This window comes from Williamsia muralis NBRC 105860 (genome assembly GCF_001598915.1).
GTDB classification, from domain to species: domain Bacteria; phylum Actinomycetota; class Actinomycetes; order Mycobacteriales; family Mycobacteriaceae; genus Williamsia; species Williamsia muralis.
The window spans coordinates 1,123,239-1,148,744 of record NZ_BDAP01000002.1 but is presented as its reverse complement, the minus strand read 5'-3'; the positions used below and the strand labels follow the sequence as shown (position 1 = coordinate 1,148,744).

Here is a 25,506-nt window from a genome sequence, read left to right as displayed (position 1 = left end):
GTCCCGGCGAGCTATCCACAGTTCCGGGGTTATCCCCATAAGCACCGCATATCGCGGGTGGTGGGTCCGGCGGGTCGCTGACAATCGCTTCATGGGGGAAATCATGGAAGACGGCGACGGTTTGATCTGGCGCCGCGACGTCATCGCGTTGGGGTATTCCGACGACGACATCAAGCGCGCCGTTCGAGGCGGGATGCTCAGTCGAATCTGGCACGGCGCGTATGTCAAGACATCACGCAATCTGTCGGACGACGCGTTGGCCCGGATGCGTGTGATCGCGGCTGCGCGAAGTTGCAACCACCCGTTGGTAGTCAGTCACACATCGGCGGCTTTGTTACATGAGCTCCCGCTGCTCAAACCCTCCCACGCACGGGTGCATCTGCTGAACGGGCGGATGGGCGGCGGGCGCGTCGAGAGTCGGCGGCACCTGCACGCCGGAAAGGCTGCGCCCGGTGAGGTAATCGAGGTCGATGGGATTGCGTTGACCAGCCTCGAGCGGACGGCGGTCGACACCGCACTCGCCGGGTCATTCGATCAGGCGCTGGTGACTTTCGACAGCGCGCTGAGAGCGGGCGCTGACCGCGACGTGATGTCGGCAATGGTCGAATCTTGCGGGCCCAAGCGTGGCGTCGGGCCAGTTCGGACAGCGTTGGCGGCCGCTGACGAGTTGGCGGAGACCGTCGGAGAGTCATGGAGCCGAGCGCAGATGCTGGCAAGCCGCGACATCCCGCGGCCGCGGCTGCAACGCGAGTTCTACACCTCGACAGGGGTTTTCGTGGCCAGAGTGGATTTCGAGTGGGAAGGCCGACTGGTCGGCGAGTTCGACGGTTTGGTGAAATACGGGCAAGGGTTGATGACGCCGGGGCAGACGCCGAACGACGTTGTCGTCGCCGAAAAGATCCGCGAAGATCGACTCAGACAACTCGGCCTCGAAGTCGTCCGGTGGACGTGGGCCGACCTCGAAGCCGGCCGTCTGCCCGAGATTCTCCGTCAGGCCATGGTTCGCGCTGGACTTCGCTGATGGCGCCGCCCCGGACTGGAGACCGAGCAAACGCCAGAAACGCGAGCGCACCGGCGGACTCGCTCAGCAAACCCGGGGTAACTCGCCCCGCAGACCGAGCAACGACGAGAACCCCGAGCGGCTTAGCCAACCCGCGCACGAAACCCGAAGAAGCTCGCGCCGCAGACCGAGCAAACGCGAGAACCCCGAGCACACCGGCAGACCCGCGCACCAAACGCGAGGAACGCTAACGCACCGACCAGCCCGCGCACCAAACCCGAATTAGCTCACCCCGTAGACCGAGCAACGACGAGAACCCCGAGCGGCTCAGCCAACCCGCGCACCAAACCCGCATTAGCTCGCCCCGCAGAACCCCAAGCGAGCCAACAACGAACCCTCAGATCAACTGACGAGCTCTTTCAGCAAACGAATCTGCTCGACCTGGTCGGCGTGGCCGGGTGTGGCAGGAGCGACGAGGAGGGTGGTGATCCCAGCGCTTTCGAAGGCGGCGAGGCGTTCTTTGACGAAGCTCTCGGGGCCGATGAGGGACATGCCGGACGCGAGGTCGTCGGGAACGGCAGCCGCGGCTTCCTGCTTCTTGCCGTCGAGGTAGAGGTCTTGGATCTCTTTGGCGGCGTCGGCGTATCCGTAGCGGACTGCGAGGTCGTTGTAGAAGTTTTTGCCGCGGGCGCCCATGCCGCCGATGTACAGCGCGGCGTGGTGCTTGACCAAGGCGAGAGCGTTCTGGCGCTGCTCTTCGTCATCGGTGATCAAGGCAGTTGTGTTCACCGAGATGCCCAGCTTGCCGAGTTCGGGCGCGCGCTTGGCGTTGCCCTTGTCCAGGGCGTCGCCGAACGCCACCGACAGGTGCTCGGGGTGGAAGAGAATCGGCTGCCACTCCTCGAAGAGTTCGGCCGCCAGCTCCACGTTCTTGGGGCCGATGGCTGCCAGCAACATCGGGATTCGCTCGCGCACAGGGTGGTTGATGATCTTGAGTGGCTTGCCGAGGCCGGTGCCGCCGTCTTCCTTGGAGAACGGCAGCTTGTAGTACTTGCCGTTGTACTCGGTGCGCTCACGCCGCCAGACCATGCGGCAGATCTCGGCGTTCTCGCGGGCGCGGCCCACCGGGGCGTCGTACTTGACGCCGTGGAAGCCCTCGATCACCTGCGGGCCGGACGCGCCGATACCGAGTACGAAGCGTCCACCGGAGATGTAATCGAGACCGGCCGCGGTCATCGCCAGGTTGGTGGGAGTCCGTGAGTACATCGGCAGGATGCCGGTCGCGAGTTCGATCGTCGAGGTCCGGGCGGCGATGTAGCCGAGCTGGCTGACAGCGTCGAAACTGTAGGCTTCGGGCACCGTGATCCGGTCGAGGCCGACCTTCTCGAAATCGATCAGGTTATCGATGGTCTCGGCAAAATCTCCCGAGTAGTTGATGGCCATGCCGATCTTCATGTGTCCTCCCACGGACCGCGACGTTGCGAGACATTTCCTCAGAAGTGTTTCATATGCTCACTAAGGCGATCCAGGGGTGTGGCGACCCGGCGTACGCCACATGAACATTAGATGAACGCGCCCGGTTTACTGAATGAAACCCCAGTTCAGTGGTGTTCTTCATAGCATGTCCGTTTCGACAGAATCCTCAGCTCAGCCTCAGAATCAGTACTCATGAGCGCAGAAATGTTGATTCTCGTGCTGCTGGTCATCACAGCACTTGGATTCGACTTCACAAATGGCTTCCACGACACCGGAAATGCAATGGCGACGTCGATCGCCACCGGTGCCCTGAAGCCCAAAACCGCGGTGAGTATCGCCGCGATACTGAACCTGGTCGGCGCGTTCCTCTCGGTGGAGGTCGCCGCGACCATCACCAAGGACGTGCTCGAGATCCAGCAGACGAGCGGTGAGGACAAAGGCGATCTCATCGCCGGTCTGAACGCCGAGACTGCGATGATCATCATCTTCGCCGGCCTCATCGGCGGCATCCTCTGGAACCTCTTCACCTGGCTGTTCGGTCTGCCCTCCAGCTCATCGCACGCCCTCTTCGGCGGACTGATCGGCTCGGGCATGGCCGCGATCGGCACCTCCGGCGTCAACTGGGACGGCATCACGTCGAAGATCCTGATCCCCGCCCTCATGGCCCCGATCATCGCCTGCGTGGTGGCCGCCGCGGGTACCTGGATGATCTACGCACTCACCAAGAAGGTGGCGGAAAACAAGAAGGCACAAGGCTTTCGGGCCGGCCAGATCGCCTCGGCCTCCCTGGTCTCCCTCGCCCACGGCACCGGAGACGCCCAGAAGACGATGGGCGTGATCGCCATGGCCTTGATCGCCAGCGGCCACCTCGACGCATCGAGCGTGGAGCACGGCCTGCCCTTCTGGATCGTCTTCAGCTGTGCCGCGGCCATCGCCATCGGCACCTACCTGGGTGGCTGGCGCATCATCCGCACCCTGGGCAAGGGCCTGGTCGAGATCGAGTCCCCCCAGGGCATGGCCGCTGAAGCCTCCTCGGCAGCAATCATTCTCACCTCGAGTGCCGCCGGTATGGCACTGTCGACCACTCAGGTCGCCACCGGATCGATCCTCGGTTCGGGTGTCGGCAAGAAGGGCGCCACCGTCCGCTGGTCGGTGGCCGGCCGGATGGCAGTGGCCTGGATCGTCACCCTGCCGTCGGCGGGACTTGTCGGTGCCCTGAGCTACTACGTGGCCGACATCATCGGTGGCGCCGCCGGAGCCGTGGTCATCTTCCTCATCCTGGTCGCCCTCGCCGGCTACATGTACTGGCGTGCACAGCAGCAGAAGGTGGATGCGAACAACGTCAACGACGAGTGGGACGAGAAGACCGGCAGCATCATCCCGCCCGAGACCGCCGCCGCCCGCGCTGAAACCGAAAAGGTGTGATCGATGGAAACCGTTGAGGCAATCTTCAAGGTCCTGGTGGTCGGGCTCATCCTCGGTGCCGGACTGCCTGCGATCTTCGCTGTGGGCCTGCGTCTGCACTCTGCGGGGGCGGGCGACAACCACGCCGACGGCACGGCGTCCTCGGGCAACCCGGCCCTGAAATACGTTGCGTACCTGTTGTTCGGCATCATCGCGGCGGTCATCGTCACCGGAATCCTGTGGATCACCCGCGAAACGATCGACTACTACTTCGGCATCACTCTCTTCCCGTTCGCCGAGTGAGGGTCGCGTCCCGATGACAACGAGCACGCAGCACGAGAACCCTTTCGAGGCGGTCTTGAACTGGCTGCGCAGTGGATACCCCGATGGGATCCCGCCCCGCGACTATCACCCTGTGCTGGCTCTGCTCCGTCGATCACTCACCGATGATCAGCTCGACAAAGTGGTCGACAACCTGCACGACCAGATCTCGGGTCCGGCGCCCACGACAGCGGAGATCCGTGCCGCCGTGGCCGAGGCGACCCGTGTCGAACCCGACAGCGAAGAGGTGCAACGTGTTTCGGCCCGCCTCGCCGCTGCCGGATGGCCATTGGCCAACCCCTGAGCATTTCGGACCGATCGACCCGGACGCGACCTGCAGGTGGTCGCAGTAAAATCTGGTCGGTTGGTTCATCGCTGTTCGTCGATGGTTTTGATGCCCGGAAGGAGGCGTAGTGGACCGCCCGCAGTTCTTGATGAGAGTCGTCAACTGGCTACGCGCCGGGTACCCGAACGGTGTGCCGTCCGGCGACTACGTCCCGCTGGTGGCGTTGTTACGCCGTCAGTTGTCCGAGGACGAGGTGAAGGCTGTCTCACGAGAGCTGATCCACCAGGGTCAGGTGACCAACGAGGGTCCTGAACCCATCAAGGCAGTGGACGCCGGGGTGCTCATCACCAAGATCACCGACGAACTGCCGTTCGAAGCCGACATCGCCCGGATCCGCGCGCATCTGGAGGAGCAGGGCTGGCCGTTCGACCCCGCCCCGACCCCCGAGCAGCCGGGTGATGATCGACCCCGTGGCTGACCAGCGTCCACTCGAACCACTGCCACTGTCGGCCGCATCGACGAATATCGATGCGCTGCAGCGACTTCTGGACGGCGCGGGCTCCTACCTACCGGTGCCCACCCACGACGAGGCCGAAACTCGGCGGCTCACTGCGGCTCTCGGCGCGGGCGAACCGATCGACGACGATGTTGCGCTGGTGGTCGCGACGTCGGGCACCACGGGCACCCCGAAAGGCGCCATGCATTCCGCTGCATCGGTGAAGGCCTCGATCGATGCCACCCACGAATACCTCGGCGGGCCGGGGGCGTGGCTGCTGGCCTTGCCTCCTCATCACATCGCGGGGCTGCAGGTGCTGCTGCGAAGCGTGCGGGCCGGATTTGATCCGGTGACCCTCGACGTCGCCGACGGATTCGACCCGGCGGACCTCGTCGCAGGCGTGGCCAAGATGCCAGGCCCACGCCGATACACCTCACTGGTACCCACCCAGCTCATCAAGGTGCTTGCCGACCCGTCGGCTGTGGCCGCCCTGCGCGGCGTGGACGCCGTCCTGGTGGGCGGGGCTGCCACCCCGGCGCCGCTACGCGAACGAGCGATCGACGCCGGTATCCCGATCGTGCGCACCTATGGGATGAGCGAGACCTGCGGCGGTTGCGTCTACGACGGCCGGCCTCTGCCCGGGGTGCGGATTCGTATCGACGGCTCACCGTCGGGCCGGGTGCAGCTGGGCGGACCGATGGTCGCATCCGGCTATCGAGGCCGTCCACATCATCCGGCATTCGCCGAACCCGGATGGTTCCGCACCGACGATCTCGGCACCCTGAACGTCGACGGGTCGCTGTCGATACTGGGCCGCGCCGACGAAGCGATCAGCTCCGGGGGCCTGACCATCGTTCCGCAGGTGGTCGAGGCCGCCCTGCTCACCGACCCTGCGGTCAGCGAATGCGCGGTTCTCGGTCTACCCGACGAGAGGCTCGGCGAGCAGGTCGTCGCAGCGATTGTTCTTTCTCCCGGCGCAATTGCCACCACCGAAGACCTGCAGGAAGTCGTCGCGAAACAGCTGGACAAGACCGCTGTCCCCCGTCGGGTGTTCTTTGTCGATGACCTGCCCAGACGGGGTCCGGGCAAGGTGGATCGTGCGGCACTTCGGAGCCAACTGAGCGGGCACGACCGGTAATTCAGCAGCGGTTCGGCGGCCCGCGCCACGCTGAAAATCGATCAACTGGCGCCGCTTTCCGAACGCATCACGATTCGTGTTCTTTGTCACCCGATCCCGACTGGTTGGGTGAAACTAACTATATGAATCGGGGGAACCGGCTAAAACAGCAGTGCGATGAATGAGCAGAGTTGTGACCATGAACGGAAGATCGGTGTGGTGGAGGACTTCGAGTCCCAGCTCACCGGCCTCGCGGCCATCATCAATGGTTCCGACGGCATGACCTTCGCCGCGGGGGCGAGCACCGTTGAAGGGCTCCTCGACATCACCAAAGACCTCGATCTGGTGATCTTGGACCTGCGACTGGAAGACGGTTCCACGCCGAAATCCAACGTCGAGCAATTGCACGCTGCCGGCATCAAGGTGCTGGTCTTCACCACAGCGGACTATCCCGACCTCGTTCGCGCCGCCACCGCTGCCGGCGTTCTCGGCGTCGTGCGCAAATCGGTACGCAACACCGAACTGGTTGAGGCCATCCGATCTGCGGCCGACGGGAACACCGTCGCGACGATGGACTGGGCCTCCGCGATCGACGCCGACCCGGCGCTGTCCGAGGTGAATCTCAGCCCCCGCCAGCGGCAGGTGCTCGAACTCTATGCGTCCGGCGAGCCTGCCAATCGCGTTGCGTCGCTCACCGGTCTGTCCACCGAGACCGTCAATGTGTACCTGTCCAGGATCCGCCGCAAGTACGCCGACGCCGGCCGTCCGGCACCGACCAAGACCGACCTCTACAAACGCGCATTGGAGGACGGTTGGCTTCCGATACCGCGACTCTTCCGACGCTGAACAGCACCCCGGCGACCGGTTTTGATCCGGAAGGCGGCGTATCGGCCGCGGACAAGATCATCCGGCAGTTCTGCCGCTATCTCGGAATCGGTTACTGCCTCAGCTTCATCGGGCTGAGCAGCGTCATCACGAGATCGCTTGACGTGGTCCCGATGTGGTGGACGGTGGCAGCGCTGCTCTCGGTATACGGGTCGGCGATCGCGATGATCATCCTTTCGTTCCGGCCAGGTATTCGTGCCGTACGGGCGGCCTCGAGTGCGGTGGTGATCGGCTACGGCTTGACCATCGTCACGTGGCCCCTGGTGTGGAACGGGGCGCAACTCGATGTGGCGCAAGGGATGTGGTTCACCCAGTTCAACGGGGTGGTCGCCTTCAGCGCTGCGTTGACCTGGCGCGTCCGGTGGTCGCTGCCCTACTGGTTGTTCGTCCTGGTCTCGGTGCAATTCGTCAACGACGTGGTCCGCGTGGCGGACCACAGCAATCCGGTCGCTGCCGAGATCGCCTGGAGCTTTTGCCTCACGGCGATGCCTTACGCGATGGGAGTGGCTGCGATTCGATCCGGACGCATCCTCGACACCACCAGGCACCAATCGGCCACTGCTGCTGCCGAAGCCGCTGCGGCCGTAGCTCGCGCACATGAGCGTTCTAGGTTCGACGCGCTCACCCACGACGGCGTGATGGCCACATTGCTGGCCGCCGCCCGCCACGACATGTCACCGGCACTGGTCGAACAGGCCACCGACACACTCACCAAACTCGAGGTCCTCGAGTCCGGGGTGCGGCAACAAGCCGAGTTCGATGTCGACGCTGCCATCAGTCAGTTGCGCAGTGCCACCGGCGAAGTGGACGACTCGATTCGATTGGTCAGCTTCAACGGAACCGCCGATCCGGCCACCCGCTACCCGGGTACCGTCGTTCGGACGATGTCCGCGGCACTCGCCGAGGCCCTCCGCAACAGCGTTCAACACGCCGGACCGGGCGTCCGCCGGTCGGTGCAGGTGAGGACCGGCGACAATCTTCTCCGGGTGACGGTCGGCGACAACGGCGTCGGGTTCGATACCGCGACCGTTCCCGGCCACCGGCTCGGCCTCGCCGTCAGCGTTCGAGGACGAATGAAGCAATTGCCCGGTGGCTCAGCCGAAATCGCGTCACGCCCGGGCGAGGGCACTCGGATCGACCTGACTTGGCGACGACCGCAATGACACTCGCGACACCGACCGGACCCACCGACATCCGCGAGGTGCTGGGCCTGCACACCCGCCTTGCGCGGGGACTGACGGGTGCGGTGGTGCTGGCGATGGCCTTCTGTGCGTTGCAGAACACCACCGGCGTGTCACCGATGTGGCCCGAGGTGGTCGCCGTGCTCATCATGGCCGCCGCGACCGTCGCCGTGGTGATGTTGCCGCATGACCCTCTGCTCCGTACTGCGGCACTCGCTTTGGCGTTGTCACCGCCTGTGGCAGCGGCGTTTCTGCTGTCGGCGGTACCGGTGCCCTTGGAGACATCGAATCAGATCTGGGTGTCCGGCTATTCGTCGATCATCTATGTGTTCATGTGTCTGCGAGGGCGCGCCCGATACGCGTGGTCGAGTATCGCCCTGACGGTCGGGGTCTACGGCGCCTGGGCGGTGCTCACCGATCAGGGCTGGTGGACCGGAGCCACCACACCGATCTACAACTCGGGCGCAGTTGCGGTCGCGACCGTACTCGCATTGGCCGTCCGCCCGACGATCCGTTCGATCTTCACGCTGCGACAGCAGTCGATGACGCGTGCGGCGGAGGCATCTGCCGTTGCGGCGGCCCAGTTCGAGCGCAACCTCCGGCTACGCGAACTCGACGAACTCGCTCGCCCACTGCTCGAACGAATCGCCACGGGCACGCCCCTGTCGGATCAGGAGCGGCAATCGTGCGAACTGCTCGAAGCCCATCTGCGCGATCAACTTCGCGCGCAAGCACTGGTGAACCCGTCCACGGCTGCTGCCGCACGCGCGGCTCGCGGCCGGGGCGTCGAGGTGTTGATGATCGACGACGGAGGTCTCGACGACGCGGACGCAACGGTCCGCGACCGTGCCAGCACCGTGGTCACCGATGCCCTGTCCGCGGCGGGCGACGGCGACGTACGTATTCGCGTGCTGCCACCCGGCCGGTCGACCGTGCTGTCCATTTATCGCAGCGGAGTTTCCGGAACTCGCCGCATAGACCTTGACAGATCAGGCAGGATGTCAAAAGGCAATCACGTCGTGAAGTATTCGAACGCCGATATCGAAGACGAGTAGTTTGCATGGCTCACGATGACCCCTATTCGGGTGACACCAAAAGATACATCTGTCGAGTTGTCGCCACCCGCGATAAGTTCTCCTGATGGGTCGGGGGACCCAAGTTCCGGCCTGTGGCCTGCCCGAGGAGAAGTGTTGCCGTCGACCGGTTCAAAATCCCTGCCAGCCCCACCACTGACCGCTCGTGAAATAGAGATTCTGCGCGAATGGGTCATGCGCGATTCAAAAGCAGAAGTGGCTAAAGCGCTGTTCATCACCCCAGCCACGGTGAGCACGCACGTGAATCGGATCAGACTGAAATACGCGTCGGTGGGTCGTCCGGCGAACACAAAAGCGGCATTGCTCGCCCGCGCTCTGCAAGACGGTCATATCGAACTCGATGAGTTGTAAACGGTCTCGGTTGCACGCGGCGACCTGACGGTCCTGCCGCCCTGGTGAACCCACGACAGCACCTGGCAGCCCGCGACAGCCGGTGTAAGCGCCACGACAGCGCGTCGGCGCAGAGTCTGTTCCATGAACACACCACTGCACACCGATGCGCCGGCCATCGAGGCCCGCGGATTGGTCAAACACTTCGGTTCCACCAAGGCCGTCGATGGCGTCGACCTGGTGGTTCCCACCGGATCGGTCTACGGAGTCCTCGGTCCCAACGGCGCGGGCAAGACCACCACCGTGCGCATGCTCGCCACCCTCCTCAAGCCTGACGAGGGCCAGGCGAAGATTTTCGGGTACGACGTGACCACCGACTCGGTCGCCGTGCGCTCACTGGTCGGTGTCACCGGCCAGTACGCGTCGGTCGACGAAGACCTTTCCGCCACCGAGAACCTCATCGTCTTCGGTCGCCTGCTCGGCAACAGTCGCCAGGCATCGCGGCAACGGGCCCACGATCTCCTCGAGGAGTTCGGACTCACCGACGCCGCCAAACGACCACTCAAACAGTTCTCGGGCGGGATGCGTCGGCGACTGGACCTCGCCGCAAGCCTGATAGCCACTCCCCCACTGCTCTTCCTCGATGAACCCACCACCGGTCTCGACCCGCGGACCCGAGCGCAGATGTGGGACACCATCCGGCGTCTCGTCGCCGGTGGCAGCACAGTGCTGCTCACCACCCAATACCTCGACGAGGCCGACCAACTCGCCGACCGCATCGCAGTGATCGACCACGGACGGGTGATCGCCGACGGCACAGCGGACGAGCTGAAGAGCTCGGTCGGGTCGTCCACCCTGCAACTGACCCCCGCCGACAAGGCGATGGCGCCGGCCGCAGCCGCACTCATCGAACGAATCCTGTCCGAACCGGCCACGCTCAGCGCCGAAGCCGGACGCATCACCGCCCCCATGGACCGCCCGGATCTACTGCCCGACGTCCTCATCGCGTTGCGCGAGGAGGGCATCGCGATCGAAGGGCTGAACGTCCAGAAGCCGAGTCTCGACGAGGTCTTCCTCACCATCACCGGCAAACCCGCCGACCCCACTTCCGAGGAGCAAGCCGCATGACCACACTCATCGACAAACCCATCACCACCGCACCAACCAACACCACCGTCCCTGTCAGATCGGTGAGCATCGCCGACGCTGTCCGACAGTCGTTCACGATGGGCTACCGCGGTCTGCTCAAGATCCGCCACAACCCGGAGCAGCTGTTCGACGTTGTGCTGCAACCGATCATCTTCACCCTGATGTTCACCTACATCTTCGGCGGCGCACTCGCCGGCAGCGTGCACGACTACCTGCCGATCATCATTCCCGGCATCCTGGTGCAGACGGTGATCGTCACCAGCATCGTGACCGGCACCCAGTTGCGTGAAGACATGGACAAGGGTGTGTTCGACCGATTCAGGTCGCTCCCGATCGCTCGGATAAGCCCTTTGGCGGGTGCACTTCTCGCCGACGTCGTCCGTTACCTGATCGCCACCGTGATCACGTTTGTGGTGGGCATCGCGATGGGTTGGCGACCAGACGCCCTGGGCGTCCTCGGCGCGACCCTGCTGGTCATCACCTGCAGCTTCGCGGTGTCGTGGATCTTCGCCTTCATGGGCACCATCATGAAGAAAGCCTCAGCAGTGCAGGGCATCTCGATGCTCATCCTGTTCCCGCTGACCTTCATGTCCAACGCATTCGTGCAGCCGGAGACCATGCCTGGCTGGATGCAGTCCTTCGTCCAGGTCAACCCCATCTCGCACCTGGTCAGCGCGGTTCGCGAACTGACCAACAACGGTCATATCGGTATGCACGTCGTCTGGTCGCTCGTGGGTGCCGCCATCATCATCGTGATCATGGCTCCACTCACGGTGAAGTCGTACATGCGCAACGCCTAGACGTTGAGCCTCTTGATGATGTCCACGATGTCCCGCACGGCTTGCCTGCGGGACATCGTGGACACCGCCGCCTCACCCGATCGCCACTCGTCGTCGCAGACACCGGACATCTCGAATCGACGGTCCATCGCTGAGGCGAGTGTGGGGAAATCGCGGCGTCCACCCAGCCGTACGGCCAGGTGCAACAGCCTCACCCCGTCCGGCGAACCAGGCCGACGCAGACACGTCAACACCCCGTATCCCAGTGCGACCGAACCCATTTGCGGTAGGTCACCCATTCCACTGGGTCCCACCATGTGGTCGATGATCTTCGCGAGATCGGCAAGGTACGGCGTGGCGCGGTCGACGGCGCCGTTGACCGCCATGCCACACACGGCGGTACTGATGATCATGGCAACAAACGGGTCCTGCGCCGGCATGGGGTGTTCTCTCAGCAACAGCCGAACCGCGCGCTCGTACAGGTTCGCTGCCGAGGTGGTTCTGTGGTCGTAGACCTCGAGTTCGGCCGCGGCGATGAGGATGCCGGCAGAGACCTCCGGATGCAGTTGCGGGTCGGGGTCACTGGGTTGCCAACCGTCGGAGAGGTCGGCGAACTCCGCCCGGGCGTCGTCGATCCGGCCAGATCCGATCAGGGCGGCCACCACATACCCTCGCGCCTGCATGCTGTCCTGTTCGGACCCGATCTCGTTCAGCAGATGAATTGCCTTGAAATAACTTTCGAGCGCGGCGTCGAAGTCACCGACCTGACCGTGGAGACTTCCGATCTCCATCCTGGACGCCGCGGCCATCCACAGGTCGTTCCGCTCCTCGGTGAGGGCCAGGTTCTCGACGGCGTCGCGCATGGCGCCCGCGCGGTCGCCCACGTTCTCCCGGACGTTCACCCGCAACACCGCCGCCAGCATCTGCACACGCGGGTTGGGACTGTCCCGCGCGATGACCAACAGCCGCAACGCGGACAACGGGTGGTACGAGGTTGCGATCGCCGACGCGAAGTCCATCGGACGCAGAATGGCCAACTGTGGTCGGAGAAGTCGTCGAACCCGAGTCCGTGCGACAGCAAGCGACCGCAGATGTCGGGACATCAGCAGATGCGCTGCCGCGAGAATGTAGGTGGCCTGGCGGTTCTCGCGCTCGAAGTCGGACATCACGGCGATCGCCGCGGGCGTCTCTGCGGGCAGCGCCGCGACCACGCGCGGACCCCACATCATCACCTCAGCGTGCAGGCCACGGATGGCCCAATAGCCGGCGAGCACGGGAAAGCAGGTCACGACAGTCAATTCCGCGGCATCGGGGCGGTGAACCGGGTCCGGCTCCATGCAGCGACGCAGCACCCACACCAGATTGTCGGCCTCAGTAGCGATCGCCTTCAACGCCACCGCTTGCCGCCCGTTCTCGAACGGCTCCCGGACGTCTTCGGAAAACTTTCGGGCCCACCGAGCGATCGCCGAATTGACTTGCGCCTCTTCGCCGGCCGCGATGATCTGTTCTTCGCCGAACTCCCGGACGGTCTCGAGCATGCGATAGCGAACGCCACCGTTCTCCACCACGTGCAGCAGGGACTGGTCGACAAGCGCATCGAGAACATCGTCGAGCTCGAATCCGCCTGCTCCCACCAGTTCCGCTGCCGCTTCCCTCGAGAAACCACCGGGGAACCGGCACAGCCGACGCAGAGCGACCTGCGCCGCGTGGTCGAGCAGTTCCCAGCTCCACTCGATCACCGCATGCAAGGTGCGATGTCGCAGTGGCGACGAGCGGCTGCCCGCACTCAGCAGCGCAAAGCGGTCGGTCAATCTCTGGGAGATCTCGCCGACGGTCATCGTCCTGACCCTGGCGGCGGCCAGTTCGATCGCGAGCGGCAGACCGTCCAGTGCCCGGCAGAGCGCCGCGACCTCACCGAGGTCGATCGCCACATCGGGGCGGATCGCATGAGCGCGGGCGACAAACAGATCCGTTGCGGCCGAGCCCTTCTCGCCGACATCCAGGGTTGGGAGCTGATGGACGACCTCACTGCTGACCCGCAACGGCGATCTGCTGGTCGCCAGGATCCGCACCCCGTCTGCCGCTGCGATCAACTCACTCGCGATGCGCGCCGCGGCGTCGACGACGTGCTCACAGTTGTCGAGGATGACCAGGGTGTCTGCGGTCAGGGCGTCGGCGAGCCGCGCACGCAGGTCCGAGTACGCCAACCTCGGCCGACCGCCCGGACCAACGTCGGATTCGCCGACGCCGAGAGTGCCCGCGACCGCGGCCAGCACGTCGTCGTCGCCACGGACAGACGCCAATTCGACGAAGAAGACACGAGCGCCGTCGCCGGCGACGATGTGCCCGATCTTGTTGGCAATACGCGTCTTTCCCGCGCCTCCTGGTCCCTGCACGGTGACCATGCGCGAGGTCTCGAACAGTCGGCAGATTCTTGCGACATCGGCAGCGCGGCCGAACAACTCGTTCGGTTCGGCCGACAAGCCCACCGCTCTGACGGGGGCCGCGCGACGTGCGGGCGACGGGGTGGTTCCCTGTCGGCTCACCAGTTGCTGATGCAACGCAGCGAGTTCCGGCCCGGGGTCGGCGCCCAATTCGGCGGACAGCGAGCGCCGGATGCGGGCGAACACGGCGAGAGCCTCCGCATCGCGACCCAGTGCCGCCAGCGCCCGGATCACGGTGGTGTGCGCGGACTCATCGAGTGGATCGGCGTCGCATCGTTGCTGGGCGAGCGAGCGCGCCAACTCGAAGTCGTCGTCTTCCAGAGCTTTACGTGATCGATGGGCAACGATGTCGTCGTGGACGCGGTCAGCGGTCTGGCGGAGGGTACGGGCCAGGTCATCGTCACCGAGGTCTTCGCCCGGATCCCCGCGCCACAGCGCCGCCGCCGTGTCGAGCGCCTGGGTAGACCCCTCGGCGACGAGTGATCTGGCGACGAACACATCGATTGCATCGGCGGAGAGCGTGAGTCGGTAACCTCTCGGCCCGACCTCGATGGCGCCGTCGGGAAGTTGCGGTCGAAGCCTGGAGATCTGTGTGTGGAGTGCCGACTGCGGCGACCGAGGCAGGTCGTCGCCCCACACCCCGTCGATCAGTGCTGACTGCGATCGGTGGGTTCCGGGCATCAGCGCGAGCACCGCCAGCAACCGCCGGGCGCGAATGCCCTGCACCGGTCGCATTTGTCCGTTTTCGTCCACAACAGCCACCGGTCCCAGCAGTCCGATGATCGGCGCTACTGTCACAGACGGCACATTTCCTCGCTGATGATGAACAGATCGACGGCAAACCTGCAGGTCGGGGTCGCTTCTTACACACTAGTGGGTCCGGCGGACACCGGGGTCGAGCCCGTGCGCAAGGATGCTCTCATGGCTACCGCAGCGCAATGGTTCGAAGGAGCCAGACCCCGCACCTTCCCGAACGCGATCGCACCGGTGATCGCCGGCACCGGAGCCGCCGGCTGGCTCGACCAGATCATCTGGTGGAAGGCCGCGCTCGCGCTCGTGGTGTCGGTGGCGTTGATCATCGGCGTGAACTTCGCCAACGACTATTCCGACGGCATCCGCGGCACCGACGACGACCGCGTGGGCCCGATGCGGCTCGTGGGGTCGAAAGCGGCGAGCCCGAAGTCGGTGAAGACCGCGGCGATCGCGGCGTTTGCGCTCGCGGGCGTCGCCGGCCTGGCACTGGCCCTCGCCAGTGCGTGGTGGCTCGTCCTGATCGGACTCGCCTGCATCGCAGCGGCCTGGTACTACACCGGCGGCCGTAACCCGTACGGCTACAGCGGCTTCGGCGAGGTCGCGGTGTTCGTGTTCTTCGGTCTGGTCGCAGTGCTCGGCACGCAGTTCGTGCAGGCCGAGTCGGTCGACTGGGTGGGTCTTCTCTGCGCGATTGCGGTCGGGTGTTACTCGAGCGGCGTTCTCGTCGCCAACAATCTCCGCGACATCCCCACCGACACGGTGTCGGGCAAGAACACCCTCGCGGTTCGTCTCGGCGACAAACGCACGCGGGTGTTCCATACCGTCCTCGTTGTCATTCCGTCGGTGATCTCGCTGGTGCTCATCGCCGCGACCCCGTGGGCGTTGCTCGGGCTGGTCGCCGCGCCGCTGGCCGTCAAGGCCAACGCACCCGTCCGGGCCGGCGCCGGAGGTCCGGCACTCATTCCTGCACTCGCACTGACCGGGTTGGCGATGCTCCTGTGGTCCATCGGCACCGCGGCCGGCCTGCTGATCGGCTGACCCCGGTCCCCGGTTTTGGTGGGTTCGGGCGAGCAAACCCGCAGGTCAGCCTCACCCGAACCCACCAAGATCGGCTATTTGGCGTCGGCCGGCTGCAGTGCGGACCGCAAGGACTCGACCGTGGTTGTCGACTCGATCAACGCGGTGGATGCGGCGTCGCCGGTCGCGAGGATGCCCAGCAGGACATCCTCGGCCGTGATGTCGCGGTTCGCCTCTCGGGCGATGACGCCAGCATGGGTGATCGCCGACTTGGCGTCTTTCGAGAACTGTGGTCGGCGAGCGCGGCCACGCGGTCCGCGCCGACCGCGGCCGGCCTCTCCTGGTCCTTCATGACCCGGTCCGTCATGACCCGGTCCGTCATGACCCGGGCCGCCGTGCCCGGGTCCGCCCCGCCACGGTCCGCGCTCCCCGATGAAGGGGCCTTCCCCGTCCGGTCGCACCCACGGGCCGTCGACGTCGGGGCGCACCCACGGACCGCCCTCACCGCGTCGGCCACGGGGTCCACCGTGTCGACGACCGTGCGGGCCGCGCTCTGAGCGCTCGGCACGTTCGGGTCCACCCGGTCGTCCCCGGCCTCCGCGGCGTTTGCCCCAGTTGTCGGTGATGTCGTCTCCGAAGGCCCCTTTGACCGCCTCGCGAACCTTGTCGAGGTCGATGCCGATGGCAGCAAGGGCATCGCGATCTTCGTCGATCCGGTCCTTGTCGGGATCGGAATCGGCGGCGTTGACCTCGTGATGGGCCCGGACCACCTCGCGTGCCTGCGGCAGGGTCAAGCCCTGCTCACCAAGGATACTAAAGGCGGAAAGCCTTGCATTGCACAGCATTCCGAGGATGAGGTGGTCGTTGCCGAGTGTGGTGTGCCCGAGGTCGGCGGCCTCCTGATACGCAAAAGCCAGGGTTGTCCTGTTGTCACGTGTGAATTGGTGAAGCATGTTGTCTCGCTCTCTGATGCAGCGGCTGACTCTTACTCGCCGCGAAAGTGTTTTTGGTGTACAGCCTGGCGGCTCACCTGGAGTACGTCGGCAATCGCTTGCCAGCTCCACCCTTGTTGTCGGGCGTTGGCGACCTGGACGTCTTCGAGCCGGTCCGCCAACGTGCGCAGCGCTCGCACCGCCGCCAGCCCTTTGGCCGGATCGCGATCTGCAACTGCTGTGGTGATGTCGTCTTGGTTCTCCTGCACGATTGTCAAGTTATCCTGACATCACGCGGTTGTCAACATTTCTTGACAACAAATCGCCCCAGGTCCCCGGTTTTGGTGGGTTTGGGTGAGAGAAAGCCCAGGTCGTCATCGCCATTTCCCACCACTTTCGGCTACGACCGGCCGCGGGCGGCGAGTGCGGCCCGAAGCTGGATCACGAACTCATCGCGACCTGCCGTGATGTTGCGGGCTGTCACTGCGATGACCACCCACCCTGCTGCCCGTAGCCGGTTCCATCGCTCCAGGTCTCGTGCGTGCTGTTCACTCTCACGGTGATGAGCTCCGTCGTATTCGACCGCGACCTTGAGGCCCGGCCAAGCGATGTCGAGGCGATACCTGCCGCCCATCACCTCATGCTGCAGAACGAACCCGTCCAAACACTCGTCACACAGGATCAGCCGCAGGCGGGTCTCCCACGGTGATTCCGCGAGCGGGTTCACAAGGCGCAGTGCGGTGATGGCCTTGCCGATTCCCCAGTGGTTCTCCCACCGCTTGAGTTCGACTCTTATCTCATCGAGCATTGTCGGCCTCAGCCGAACCATGCCATCCAAAGCCGATACGGCATCCTCCCGCGGATTAAGTCGCCCGAGGTCGATCCCAGTGCGGGCAAGCGAGGTGAGTCTGACGCCGTCGATGTCGACGATGTCATCGTGGTCGATCTGCACTCTGCGGACACAGATTCCGTCGTAGGGCCGGTTGCCCTCGATCGGCGCCGTGATCTCGGGCTGTGCGCAGTCCGGGCGGAAGGGATTGCCCCACAAGTCGGCTGCTGACCAACCGCACAGCACAGCGTCGTCGTGGACCATCCCGGCCGCGATCGAGTGCGTTCGAAACGTCAACGGCTGGTCGTTTCGGAGCCACACGCCCCGTGCGACACTGCGATATTCGAGGCGAAGCTGATGCCTCGACATCACGGTCAGCAGGTCCGTCACGCGCGCCGGTCCGGTCGGTAATTCCCCCATGCGCAAAGTCTGCACCGACCGACGCACGAGAATCTCGTGCCAGCAAGGGTTATCCACAGCCCCGACACCCCGAAGTGGTGGGAACGGGCGAGGCTGAACTGGGGATACGCTCACCCGAACCCACCAAAATCGGGGAGGGGCTACTCGGTGAGGATGGCTTCGCTGATGTTCATGCGGCCGGCGCGGGCGGCGGGGAAGAAGGCTCCGGCGAAACACAGCACAAACGCGACCACCACGTAGATGCCGATCACGATCTGCGGCGAATACTGCACCTGGACCGATGTGGTCTCAGTGAGGATCTTGTTGCCCACCACGTGCAGAGCGGTGCCCATCACCACACCCAGCAGCGACCCCACGGCCGCGACCGCAGCCGCTTCGGCCAGCACCATGCGGCGGACGAAACGCCGTGAGGCACCCATCGCGCGCAGCACCCCGAGCTCACGTTTGCGCTCGATCACCGACAACAGCAGGGTGTTCAGCAAGGCGACCGCGGCCACCACCGCGACGATCCACTGGATCGCGATCGCGAACGCTCCGGACTGTTCGACGGACGCCTTCGTGGCGTCGAGACCTTCTTGGCCGGTGTAGACGTTCATGGGCATCGACGTGGCCCCGTCGGCGGCCGCCTCGATCAGCGGACGCATCTGTTCTCGATCCGCGCCGGGCTCCAGATCGACCTGCAAGAACGTCGCCCCGGGCCGATTGAACCACTGCGACAACAAGTCCGACGATATCGCCGCGGTGCCGGAGTTGATGCTGACGTAATCGACGAGCTGCAGCACAGGCAGTCGGTGGAAACCCGTCGGCGATGCGATCTCCACCGTGTCCCCGGCGTCGACATCGAGGTTCCGGGCCAACGTGTGCGACATGACCATCCCGCGTCCCGCCAGCACCTCCTGGATGACCTCCGGGCGAGCCTTGCGGACAAACGGCGCGCTCGTCTCGGGTTCCAAGCCCTGCAACATCACTCGCGACTCACCGACATTGACCGCCGCCCACTGACCTCGGACCACCCGCTCGACGCCGGGCACCGCAGCCACCGCTTGGGCCACTGCAGGATCGATGACCGGACCATCGGGAATGGACGACTTCTCCTGCGACGACACGTAGAAGTCCGGGTCGGCGAGCCCGCTGAGCGACCCCGTGATCGACGACACCAGGTTGTTCATCACGCCAGAGGTGCACAGCCCCACGGTGATCGCCACCGCAACCGTCATCAACGTGGCCCAGGCGCGACGCGGTGCGCGTTCGGTGTTGACCGCACTGAGCTTGCCCGGCCCACCGAACCGTCCGGCCAGCCAGGTCACGGCCGCCACCAGTGGCGGCGTGAGTGCGTAACAGACCAACAGCATTCCGACACAGAAGACGATCCCGGCAGTGACCACCGCCCGGCCCTGGATCTCGTCGGACATCAGCCAGCCGGCGACGATGAGCACCACACCCAGTACCGCGCAGATCTTCGCGGCAATGCCGCGTCCCGACTGCTGGTCGGCCGCAACACTGCTCGACATCGCCTCGATCGGCGACACCGTGAACACCGAGCGCGCCGCCAGAACACTTGCCGCACAACAGGCGAGCACACAGGCAACGACGGCTGCGGGCGCCGCGTACCCGGGCAGCGAGAACTCGACGGTCGCACCGTACGACGACAGCACGTCGGGCAATTGGCCGATCGCCCACCGCCCCGCCAGGATCCCGATCGGTACACCGATCAGGCCTCCGACCAACCCGAACAGCGCGGCTTCTCCGATGAGGTCGGCGACAAGTGGTCCACGCCGCCCGCCCAGTGCGCGGATCATCGCAATGGACGAACGACGCGATGCCACAGCCATGTTCATCGTGTTGAACACCAGGAATCCGGCGATGACCAAGGAGATCAGCGAGACCAGCAGGGTGGAATCGCGCGTGACCGACGCCGCGGTCTCCGCCTGTTTTGCCCGGAAGTCGGGATCGACCACCACCGCGCGCCCGTCGACTACTCCCTTGAGCTGATCACGTAACTCGTCCGTCGTGGCGCCCGGCTCCTTGGTCACGAGGATCGAGTCGACCCGACCCTCGTGGTCGGTGATCTGTTGTGCCAAGCCTAAATACGCGAAGATGAATCGTCCGCCGTTGATGGTCTGGGCCTCGGGCGCGTCGATCACCATGGTGACGGTGGTGTCCACCCCGTTGATCGTCACCTCCTGACCCTTCTGCAGTCCGGTGCCCTTGCCGACACTGATACCCGACATCAAGGTGGTGAGATCGGTGCCCTCGCTGGTCGCGGCGCCCTGCACGGCGTCGCGCAGATCGCCGCTCAGCGCGGTGATGTTGTTGTCACTGCCCAGCACAGTGGTTCGCTTGCCGTCGATGAAGACCGAGCTGTTGACCAGTGGCACAACACTTCTGGCCGCCGGGGCATCGCGGCGGATCTCCCCCGCCAGTTGGTCGTCGACACCGGAGTCGACGATGCCTGCGACCTCGAGGTCCGCGGTACCGGAGATGGTGGCGCTGAGCTTCTGCACCGACGAGGTCAACGAACCGTAGGTTCCGAGCACCGCGACCATGAGTGTGGCGGCCACGACGATCACCATCAGGGAGGTGATCACCCGCAGCCGGTGCCCCAACAGCTCACGAAGATTGACGACCCGGACACGGGTGGCCCCGGCGAGCAGCGGACCCACCAGCGGGAGACGGCTCACTCCTCGATCTTTCCGTCGCGAACCGTGATCGTCTGGTCGGCGTGTGCCGCGGCCTTGTTGTCGTGGGTCACCATCACCACCAGGCGCCCGTCACCTTCGTGGGCCACCTCGGTCAGCAGTTGGAGGATCGATTCGCCCGTGTGGGAGTCGAGGTTGCCGGTCGGTTCGTCGGCCAGCACGATGCGGGGGCTCATGATCAGCGACCGCGCGATGGCAACGCGTTGCATCTGCCCGCCCGACAGCTCCGACGGACGATGCTTGGCCCTGTCGCCCAGACCGACCCGGTCCAGCAGCGCGATCGATTCGGCCTTCGCCGATCGCAGTGACCGCCCATCGAGAAGCCTTGGCAGCGCGACGTTCTCCCACGCCGACATGGTGGGGATCAAATTGAAGAATTGGAAGATGAAGCCGACCCGATGCCGCCGGAACTCGGACTGCTCGACCTCGGACAGGGCCGCGAGATCAAGACCGTCCACCACGATCTTTCCTGAGTCGGGTACGTCCAGCGCCCCCAGGACGTGCAGCAACGTGCTCTTGCCCGCACCGGAGGGGCCGACGATGGACACGAAACGACGGCCTTCGAGGGTGAGGTTCAGCCCGTCGAGGGCGCGCACCTTCTGCTCGCCCATCTGGTACTCGCGCACCAGGTCGGTCGCCTCGACCATCAGCCTCGGCGGCTCGGCGACCGCGCCGTGTCCCCCACTTCGGTCGGGGTGTGGACCCTGCTCACTCACTCCACTGTCCGGAGGCGAAGAACTCATCCAAAATCCCCTCTGCCCGGCCCAGGTCCAGCCCGTTACCTGCAAGCCATTCGTCGTTGTAGTAGGTCCCCGAGTACCGATCGCCGCCATCACACAACAGCGTGACCACGCTGCCCGCCTGCTTGTTCGCCCGCATCTCGGCGACCAGTCGCAGCGCGCCCCACAGGTTGGTGCCAGTAGAACCACCGACTCTCCATCCCAGCACGTCGCTGGCCCGGCGCGCGGCCGCAATACTTCCCGCGTCCGGTACCGACACCATGCGGTCGATCACCTGCGAGATGAACGACGGTTCCACCCGTGGACGGCCGATCCCTTCGATACGCGACGACCGTGCACCACCCGCAGGCGGTTCCGCGCCATCTCGGTAGGCCGGATAGAAGGCCGAGTTCTCGGGGTCCACCACACACAGCCAGGTGCGGTGCCTGCGATAGCGGATGAACCGTCCGATCGTCGCGGAGGTTCCGCCGGTGCCCGCCCCGACCACCACCCAGGTCGGGATCGGATGTTCTTCCTGCGACAGCTGACTGAAGATCGACTCGGCGATGTTGTTGTTCCCCCGCCAGTCGGTGGCCCGTTCGGCCATCGTGAACTGGTCGATGAAGTGCCCGTTCGTCTCGTCGGCCAGTCGCTGCGCCTCGGAGTAGACCTCGTCGGAACGATCCACGAAATGGCAACGGCCACCCTGGCGTTCGATCAGCGCGATCTTGGCCGGCGACGTGGTCCTGGGCATCACCGCGATGAACGGCACCCCGATCAGCTGGGCGAAGTACGCCTCCGACACGGCGGTGGACCCGGACGACGCCTCGATCACCGTGGTGCCCTCGGTGATCCAGCCGTTGCACAGCGCGTACAGGAAGAGCGAACGTGCAAGGCGATGCTTGAGCGAGCCCGTGATGTGGGTGCTCTCGTCCTTCAGATACAGCGAGATCCCTGCCGTGCCCGCGCCGTCCTCCCACCGCGACCACGCGGGGAGCGGGAACCGCAGCAGGTGGGTGTCGGCGCTGCGGGTGGCGTCGGCCTCGATCAGCCGCACGGCATTGTCGACCCATCCGCGGTCGGACCTGCGGTCGATGTCGTGCGTGCGTGCTCCACCATCGGCAGAGGTCATGTCATTCCCGTCTCGTCACACACTCGACGAACCGGAGCCGCCATCGGACTCCGGCCGCCCCTCGCCGCGCAGCCTGGCGTTGAGGTTCTCGCGCTGAGCCTTGCGGCCGGCATCCACGGTCGCGATGCCGACATTGACGCGGTCACGCAGTCCGCGGAACAGGACCATTCCCAGGGGCAGCGCAATGATCACCGCAAAGAACGCCGCAACCAGGATCGGGACGTCCACACCCACCGCGCGGCCAAGAAGGTAGATACCGCCTGCCAACGCGATCACCAGGGCGATCCGCGCGACGGTGAAGGCAAGCAGATCGAACGCGAGACGGCGACCTGCCCCCGGGCTCGGTTCCACGGCCGGAGCCGTTCTCTTCGCCGACGGCGCCCGCCGGCCGCCCGGTTTGTCGCTCTTGGATCCGCCTGCGCCGTCAGGTCCGGTTCCACCATCGGCTGCTTGTTCGCTCACAAACTAGACCTTACTTCTCTCCGCACCGACCCGAAACGGGCGCCTTTGCGATCCCTTTACCAACAGCTGACCGTTCGAATACCTGGGGTTTCGGGTGTAACCATGAGGTCGCGGTGACTCGCGGATCGTCGCGGCCACCGACACCCGCAGGATTCTTCGCGACCCGCCGAAACCTCCGTCAGGAGTCACGGCGCGGCCGATGTGAGGCCGGACTCGATAGGAGCACAAATGACGTTTGCAAGCCCCCACGGTGCAAACATGCCGAACTCGGGTATCAACGGATCTGCAGCAGGTATCGCCCCGCCGACGCTGAGTCCGCAGGCAGCGAGCCAGCACACCCTCACCCCCGGCCAGGTAGCCGCGATGTTCAACGTCAATCCGAAGACCGTGGCGCGTTGGGCCAGTTCAGGCCTCCTGGGGGCCATCCGCACCCCGGGCGGGCACCGCCGTTTCCGGGAGTCCGACGTGGTCGCCCTGCTCAATCGGCGAACCCCCGCAACCGGCAGCTGACAGTTAACTCAGGCCATACCGCAGGATCGCGCCGAACCTTGCGGCCCACACTCGCCGCGCCCGGCATCTCACGAGCCCGCCTCCCGTAGCCTGGAGGACACGGCTTTGATTTCGGAGGTGCCGACATGATCTACCTACTCGCCATCATCGGCTTGCTGGCACTCACATACCTGGCGTGGCGTGCGTTCGGCCCTGACGCCCCTGCGATGCCGGGCCAGTCGAGTGATCGCACGCCGGGTCGGCAGATTCGTCGCGGCCCGGTCGGCCCGGACGACGATCCCGAGTTCCTCAACGACCTCGACCGCAAGGCCCGAAATAAAGATCCCAAATTCCAAGCCGATGGTGACGACAAACCCAGCGCCACCGACCAATAAACCCCGGTTGGGCTACTGACCTGCACAACTGTCCAAAGTTTGTTGAACCAACGTCCAGGTTCTATCGGCCGATACCAGCGGTTTCGGACGCAAATGTGTGCATAATCTTTAGTAAGTCAACCCTTGGTTCGGTGTGCTTTTCTGGGTACCCATTTTGCGAACTTTAAAGGTAGAGTCTCGGTCTAGTTCGATCCTGCAATACCGCCGGGGTCAAATTAGAGGTCTGGGAGATAGAGAAGTGGCAGCTGTACAAGATGGAAAGAGCTTTGCCGAGCACCTGAATGAGCTGTTCAGCACGGTGCGCGACGAAAACGGTATTCCTTACACCGGCAAGAAGATCGCGCTGAAGGCGAACCAGCTGGGATACACGCTCAGCGATGCGTACATCTCGCAGCTTCGTACGGGCAAGGCCAAAACCCCGTCGTTCCGCACCGTCGAAGCGATCTCGCGAGCATTTGAGATCAGCGTCACTTATTTCCTGACCGATCCCGATGAAGACCTCAAGCGGGTAGAGCAGCAGCGTGAGTACGTCCAGATGGCCGCCGAGACCGGCGCCCACCTGGCCGCGTTCCGCCAAGAGGCCATCTCCACCGACACCCTCGACGTGGTCATCGAGCTACTCAAGGTCGTCAAGAAGCAGCAGGCCGACCGCGACGAGTGAGCATGGTCCGGCGGACCCTCGGGTCCGGCGGTCCACCTCGGGTCAGGTCAGAGTCCGGCGTACGAATGTAGGCCGGACACAACCAGATTGATGATGAAGAGGTTGAACAACATCGCCACGAAACCGGCGATGTTGATCCACGCGGCGGCGGTGTTGCGCCAGCCTGCGGTTGCGCGGGCGTGTAGGTAGGCCGCATAGATCACCCAGGCGATGAACGACACCGTCTCCTTGGGATCCCAACCCCAGAACCGGCCCCATGCCGCTTCGGCCCAGATGGCTCCGCAGATCACGCCGAGCCCGAAGAGGGGGAAGGCGAAGACCACGGTCTTGTAGGCCAGTCGATCCAGGGTCTGCGCGGGTGGCACGCGTTGCAGGATGCGTCCCCAGAACCGGTCGCTCGGGTTGGGGTACTTGAGCTTCAGCAGGTACAGGATGCTCGCGACACCGGATACCAGGAACACCCCTGAACCCGTCGCGACGATCGAGACGTGAATGGCAAGCCAGTACGACTTGAGGGCGGGCACCACCGGGGCGGCGTTTGTGTACAGGTAGGTGCCTGCGATGAACAGCAGGATCACCACGGGCAACAGGACGAACCCGAGCAGCGGCCGGTACTCGCGTTTACGGAGCACGAACAGGGCGGCGACCATGCCCGCCGCACACGAGATCGAGACGAACTCGTACATGTTGCCCCACGGAGCGCGACCGGTCGCGAAACCACGAAGGACGATCGACCCGATCTGCAGCGCGGTCGCGAGCAACACCACGCCGAACGCCATCTTGGCCAGCCGATCACCTAGCGGCGCCTTGGCCGCGGTCTCGAGCTTGCCCGGGGTACGGACATCAGACGCGGGCGCCACGGTGGGGCCGGCGCCTGCTGCGACGAGTTCAGCCGACTTCTCGACGACCTGTCGCTTGCTGGCCAGCGCGGCCAGGAACATGACCATCGCCAGTACGTAGACCGTCAGCGCGGTCCCGAAGCACAGATCCGAATATCGGGACAGCGTCTCGTTGACGTCCATCGCTCACCTTCCGC

General features: G+C 64.9%; 26 protein-coding genes. 16 read left to right on the top strand and 10 right to left on the bottom strand.

Annotated features, from left to right (window positions below; genetic code table 11):
- Nucleotides 1-91: 91 nt before the first annotated feature.
- Complete coding sequence (locus WIMU1_RS12065; RefSeq protein ID WP_120802640.1) at nucleotides 92-1,021, top strand: type IV toxin-antitoxin system AbiEi family antitoxin domain-containing protein; 930 nt, start codon at nucleotides 92-94, stop codon at nucleotides 1,019-1,021.
- A 381-nt stretch (nucleotides 1,022-1,402) separates the two neighbouring features.
- On the opposite strand, the gene WIMU1_RS12060 is transcribed toward WIMU1_RS12065, so the two are convergent.
- Nucleotides 1,403-2,455: an LLM class F420-dependent oxidoreductase gene (locus WIMU1_RS12060; protein ID WP_062797366.1), complete on the bottom strand. Its 1,053-nt coding sequence runs from the start codon at nucleotides 2,453-2,455 to the stop codon at nucleotides 1,403-1,405.
- A 213-nt stretch (nucleotides 2,456-2,668) separates the two neighbouring features.
- Between WIMU1_RS12060 and WIMU1_RS12055 the strand changes: the two genes are divergently transcribed.
- From WIMU1_RS12055 to WIMU1_RS12005, 11 genes are all read left to right on the top strand, one after another.
- Nucleotides 2,669-3,901, top strand: coding sequence for an inorganic phosphate transporter (locus WIMU1_RS12055; RefSeq protein ID WP_174548719.1), 1,233 nt, complete (start codon nucleotides 2,669-2,671; stop codon nucleotides 3,899-3,901).
- A 3-nt stretch (nucleotides 3,902-3,904) separates the two neighbouring features.
- A complete protein-coding gene (locus WIMU1_RS12050; protein ID WP_062797363.1) occupies nucleotides 3,905-4,183 on the top strand; it encodes a hypothetical protein in 279 nt (92 codons plus the stop codon).
- 13 nt (nucleotides 4,184-4,196) lie between these two features.
- Nucleotides 4,197-4,505 (top strand): DUF3349 domain-containing protein, encoded by a 309-nt coding sequence (locus tag WIMU1_RS12045; protein WP_062797361.1) that lies wholly within the window; start codon nucleotides 4,197-4,199, stop codon nucleotides 4,503-4,505.
- A 109-nt stretch (nucleotides 4,506-4,614) separates the two neighbouring features.
- On the top strand, nucleotides 4,615-4,965 hold the full coding sequence (locus tag WIMU1_RS12040) for a DUF3349 domain-containing protein (RefSeq protein WP_030165448.1): 351 nt from the start codon (nucleotides 4,615-4,617) through the stop codon (nucleotides 4,963-4,965).
- Nucleotides 4,958-6,121 carry an o-succinylbenzoate--CoA ligase gene (gene menE, locus WIMU1_RS12035; RefSeq protein WP_371850294.1) on the top strand — a complete coding sequence of 388 codons (1,164 nt, stop codon included), beginning with the start codon at nucleotides 4,958-4,960 and terminating at the stop codon, nucleotides 6,119-6,121. The genes WIMU1_RS12040 and menE overlap by 8 nt, the downstream gene beginning before the upstream one ends.
- Nucleotides 6,122-6,277: 156 nt before the next feature.
- Nucleotides 6,278-6,946 (top strand): DNA-binding response regulator, encoded by a 669-nt coding sequence (locus WIMU1_RS12030; RefSeq protein WP_062797357.1) that lies wholly within the window; start codon nucleotides 6,278-6,280, stop codon nucleotides 6,944-6,946.
- On the top strand, nucleotides 6,913-8,148 hold the full coding sequence (locus tag WIMU1_RS12025) for a sensor histidine kinase (protein ID WP_062797355.1): 1,236 nt from the start codon (nucleotides 6,913-6,915) through the stop codon (nucleotides 8,146-8,148). Before WIMU1_RS12030 ends, WIMU1_RS12025 begins: the two co-directional genes overlap by 34 nt.
- Nucleotides 8,145-9,221: a DUF8320 family protein gene (locus tag WIMU1_RS12020; RefSeq protein ID WP_062797353.1), complete on the top strand. Its 1,077-nt coding sequence runs from the start codon at nucleotides 8,145-8,147 to the stop codon at nucleotides 9,219-9,221. The genes WIMU1_RS12025 and WIMU1_RS12020 overlap by 4 nt, the downstream gene beginning before the upstream one ends.
- Nucleotides 9,222-9,356: 135 nt before the next feature.
- On the top strand, nucleotides 9,357-9,611 hold the full coding sequence (locus tag WIMU1_RS26680; protein WP_307714731.1) for a response regulator transcription factor: 255 nt from the start codon (nucleotides 9,357-9,359) through the stop codon (nucleotides 9,609-9,611).
- 123 nt (nucleotides 9,612-9,734) lie between these two features.
- The gene (locus tag WIMU1_RS12010; RefSeq protein WP_062797349.1) at nucleotides 9,735-10,718 is read left to right on the top strand and encodes an ATP-binding cassette domain-containing protein; all 984 of its coding nucleotides are present in this window, start codon (nucleotides 9,735-9,737) and stop codon (nucleotides 10,716-10,718) included.
- Nucleotides 10,715-11,539, top strand: coding sequence for an ABC transporter permease (locus WIMU1_RS12005; RefSeq protein WP_062797342.1), 825 nt, complete (start codon nucleotides 10,715-10,717; stop codon nucleotides 11,537-11,539). Before WIMU1_RS12010 ends, WIMU1_RS12005 begins: the two co-directional genes overlap by 4 nt.
- On the opposite strand, the gene WIMU1_RS12000 is transcribed toward WIMU1_RS12005, so the two are convergent.
- Entirely contained in the window at nucleotides 11,536-14,760 is a 3,225-nt protein-coding gene (locus WIMU1_RS12000) for an AfsR/SARP family transcriptional regulator (RefSeq protein WP_062797340.1), read from the bottom strand. The genes WIMU1_RS12005 and WIMU1_RS12000 overlap by 4 nt on opposite strands.
- Before the next feature lie 123 nt (nucleotides 14,761-14,883).
- Between WIMU1_RS12000 and WIMU1_RS11995 the strand changes: the two genes are divergently transcribed.
- Nucleotides 14,884-15,753 (top strand): 1,4-dihydroxy-2-naphthoate polyprenyltransferase, encoded by an 870-nt coding sequence (locus WIMU1_RS11995; protein ID WP_062797660.1) that lies wholly within the window; start codon nucleotides 14,884-14,886, stop codon nucleotides 15,751-15,753.
- 74 nt (nucleotides 15,754-15,827) lie between these two features.
- On the opposite strand, the gene WIMU1_RS11990 is transcribed toward WIMU1_RS11995, so the two are convergent.
- The 7 genes from WIMU1_RS11990 to WIMU1_RS11960 form a co-directional block, all read right to left on the bottom strand.
- Nucleotides 15,828-16,685, bottom strand: coding sequence for a Clp protease N-terminal domain-containing protein (locus WIMU1_RS11990; RefSeq protein ID WP_062797338.1), 858 nt, complete (start codon nucleotides 16,683-16,685; stop codon nucleotides 15,828-15,830).
- Between the two features lie 32 nt (nucleotides 16,686-16,717).
- On the bottom strand, nucleotides 16,718-16,933 hold the full coding sequence (locus WIMU1_RS11985) for a helix-turn-helix domain-containing protein (RefSeq protein WP_023961410.1): 216 nt from the start codon (nucleotides 16,931-16,933) through the stop codon (nucleotides 16,718-16,720).
- A gap of 131 nt (nucleotides 16,934-17,064) precedes the next feature.
- Entirely contained in the window at nucleotides 17,065-17,913 is an 849-nt protein-coding gene (locus WIMU1_RS11980; protein WP_062797336.1) for an endonuclease domain-containing protein, read from the bottom strand.
- A 140-nt stretch (nucleotides 17,914-18,053) separates the two neighbouring features.
- Nucleotides 18,054-20,594 carry an FtsX-like permease family protein gene (locus tag WIMU1_RS11975; RefSeq protein ID WP_084248177.1) on the bottom strand — a complete coding sequence of 847 codons (2,541 nt, stop codon included), beginning with the start codon at nucleotides 20,592-20,594 and terminating at the stop codon, nucleotides 18,054-18,056.
- Nucleotides 20,591-21,259: an ABC transporter ATP-binding protein gene (locus WIMU1_RS11970; RefSeq protein ID WP_023961404.1), complete on the bottom strand. Its 669-nt coding sequence runs from the start codon at nucleotides 21,257-21,259 to the stop codon at nucleotides 20,591-20,593. The genes WIMU1_RS11975 and WIMU1_RS11970 overlap by 4 nt, the downstream gene beginning before the upstream one ends.
- 61 nt (nucleotides 21,260-21,320) lie before the next feature.
- Nucleotides 21,321-22,463: an L-cysteine desulfhydrase Cds1 gene (cds1, locus tag WIMU1_RS11965; RefSeq protein ID WP_062797333.1), complete on the bottom strand. Its 1,143-nt coding sequence runs from the start codon at nucleotides 22,461-22,463 to the stop codon at nucleotides 21,321-21,323.
- Nucleotides 22,464-22,478: 15 nt separating this feature from the next.
- Nucleotides 22,479-22,925: a DUF4229 domain-containing protein gene (locus tag WIMU1_RS11960; protein ID WP_245968924.1), complete on the bottom strand. Its 447-nt coding sequence runs from the start codon at nucleotides 22,923-22,925 to the stop codon at nucleotides 22,479-22,481.
- Between the two features lie 258 nt (nucleotides 22,926-23,183).
- Between WIMU1_RS11960 and WIMU1_RS11955 the strand changes: the two genes are divergently transcribed.
- The 3 genes from WIMU1_RS11955 to WIMU1_RS11945 all read left to right on the top strand — a co-directional run bounded on the left by WIMU1_RS11955 (nucleotide 23,184) and on the right by WIMU1_RS11945 (nucleotide 24,470).
- Nucleotides 23,184-23,435, top strand: a complete 252-nt coding sequence (locus WIMU1_RS11955; RefSeq protein ID WP_062797656.1) for a BldC family transcriptional regulator — start codon at nucleotides 23,184-23,186, stop codon at nucleotides 23,433-23,435.
- A gap of 125 nt (nucleotides 23,436-23,560) precedes the next feature.
- Nucleotides 23,561-23,809 carry a hypothetical protein gene (locus WIMU1_RS11950; protein WP_062797331.1) on the top strand — a complete coding sequence of 83 codons (249 nt, stop codon included), beginning with the start codon at nucleotides 23,561-23,563 and terminating at the stop codon, nucleotides 23,807-23,809.
- A 238-nt stretch (nucleotides 23,810-24,047) separates the two neighbouring features.
- Complete coding sequence (locus tag WIMU1_RS11945) at nucleotides 24,048-24,470, top strand: helix-turn-helix domain-containing protein (protein ID WP_023961395.1); 423 nt, start codon at nucleotides 24,048-24,050, stop codon at nucleotides 24,468-24,470.
- 47 nt (nucleotides 24,471-24,517) lie between these two features.
- On the opposite strand, the gene ccsB is transcribed toward WIMU1_RS11945, so the two are convergent.
- The gene (gene ccsB / locus WIMU1_RS11940; protein WP_062797329.1) at nucleotides 24,518-25,492 is read right to left on the bottom strand and encodes a c-type cytochrome biogenesis protein CcsB; all 975 of its coding nucleotides are present in this window, start codon (nucleotides 25,490-25,492) and stop codon (nucleotides 24,518-24,520) included.
- Nucleotides 25,493-25,506 lie beyond the last annotated feature (14 nt).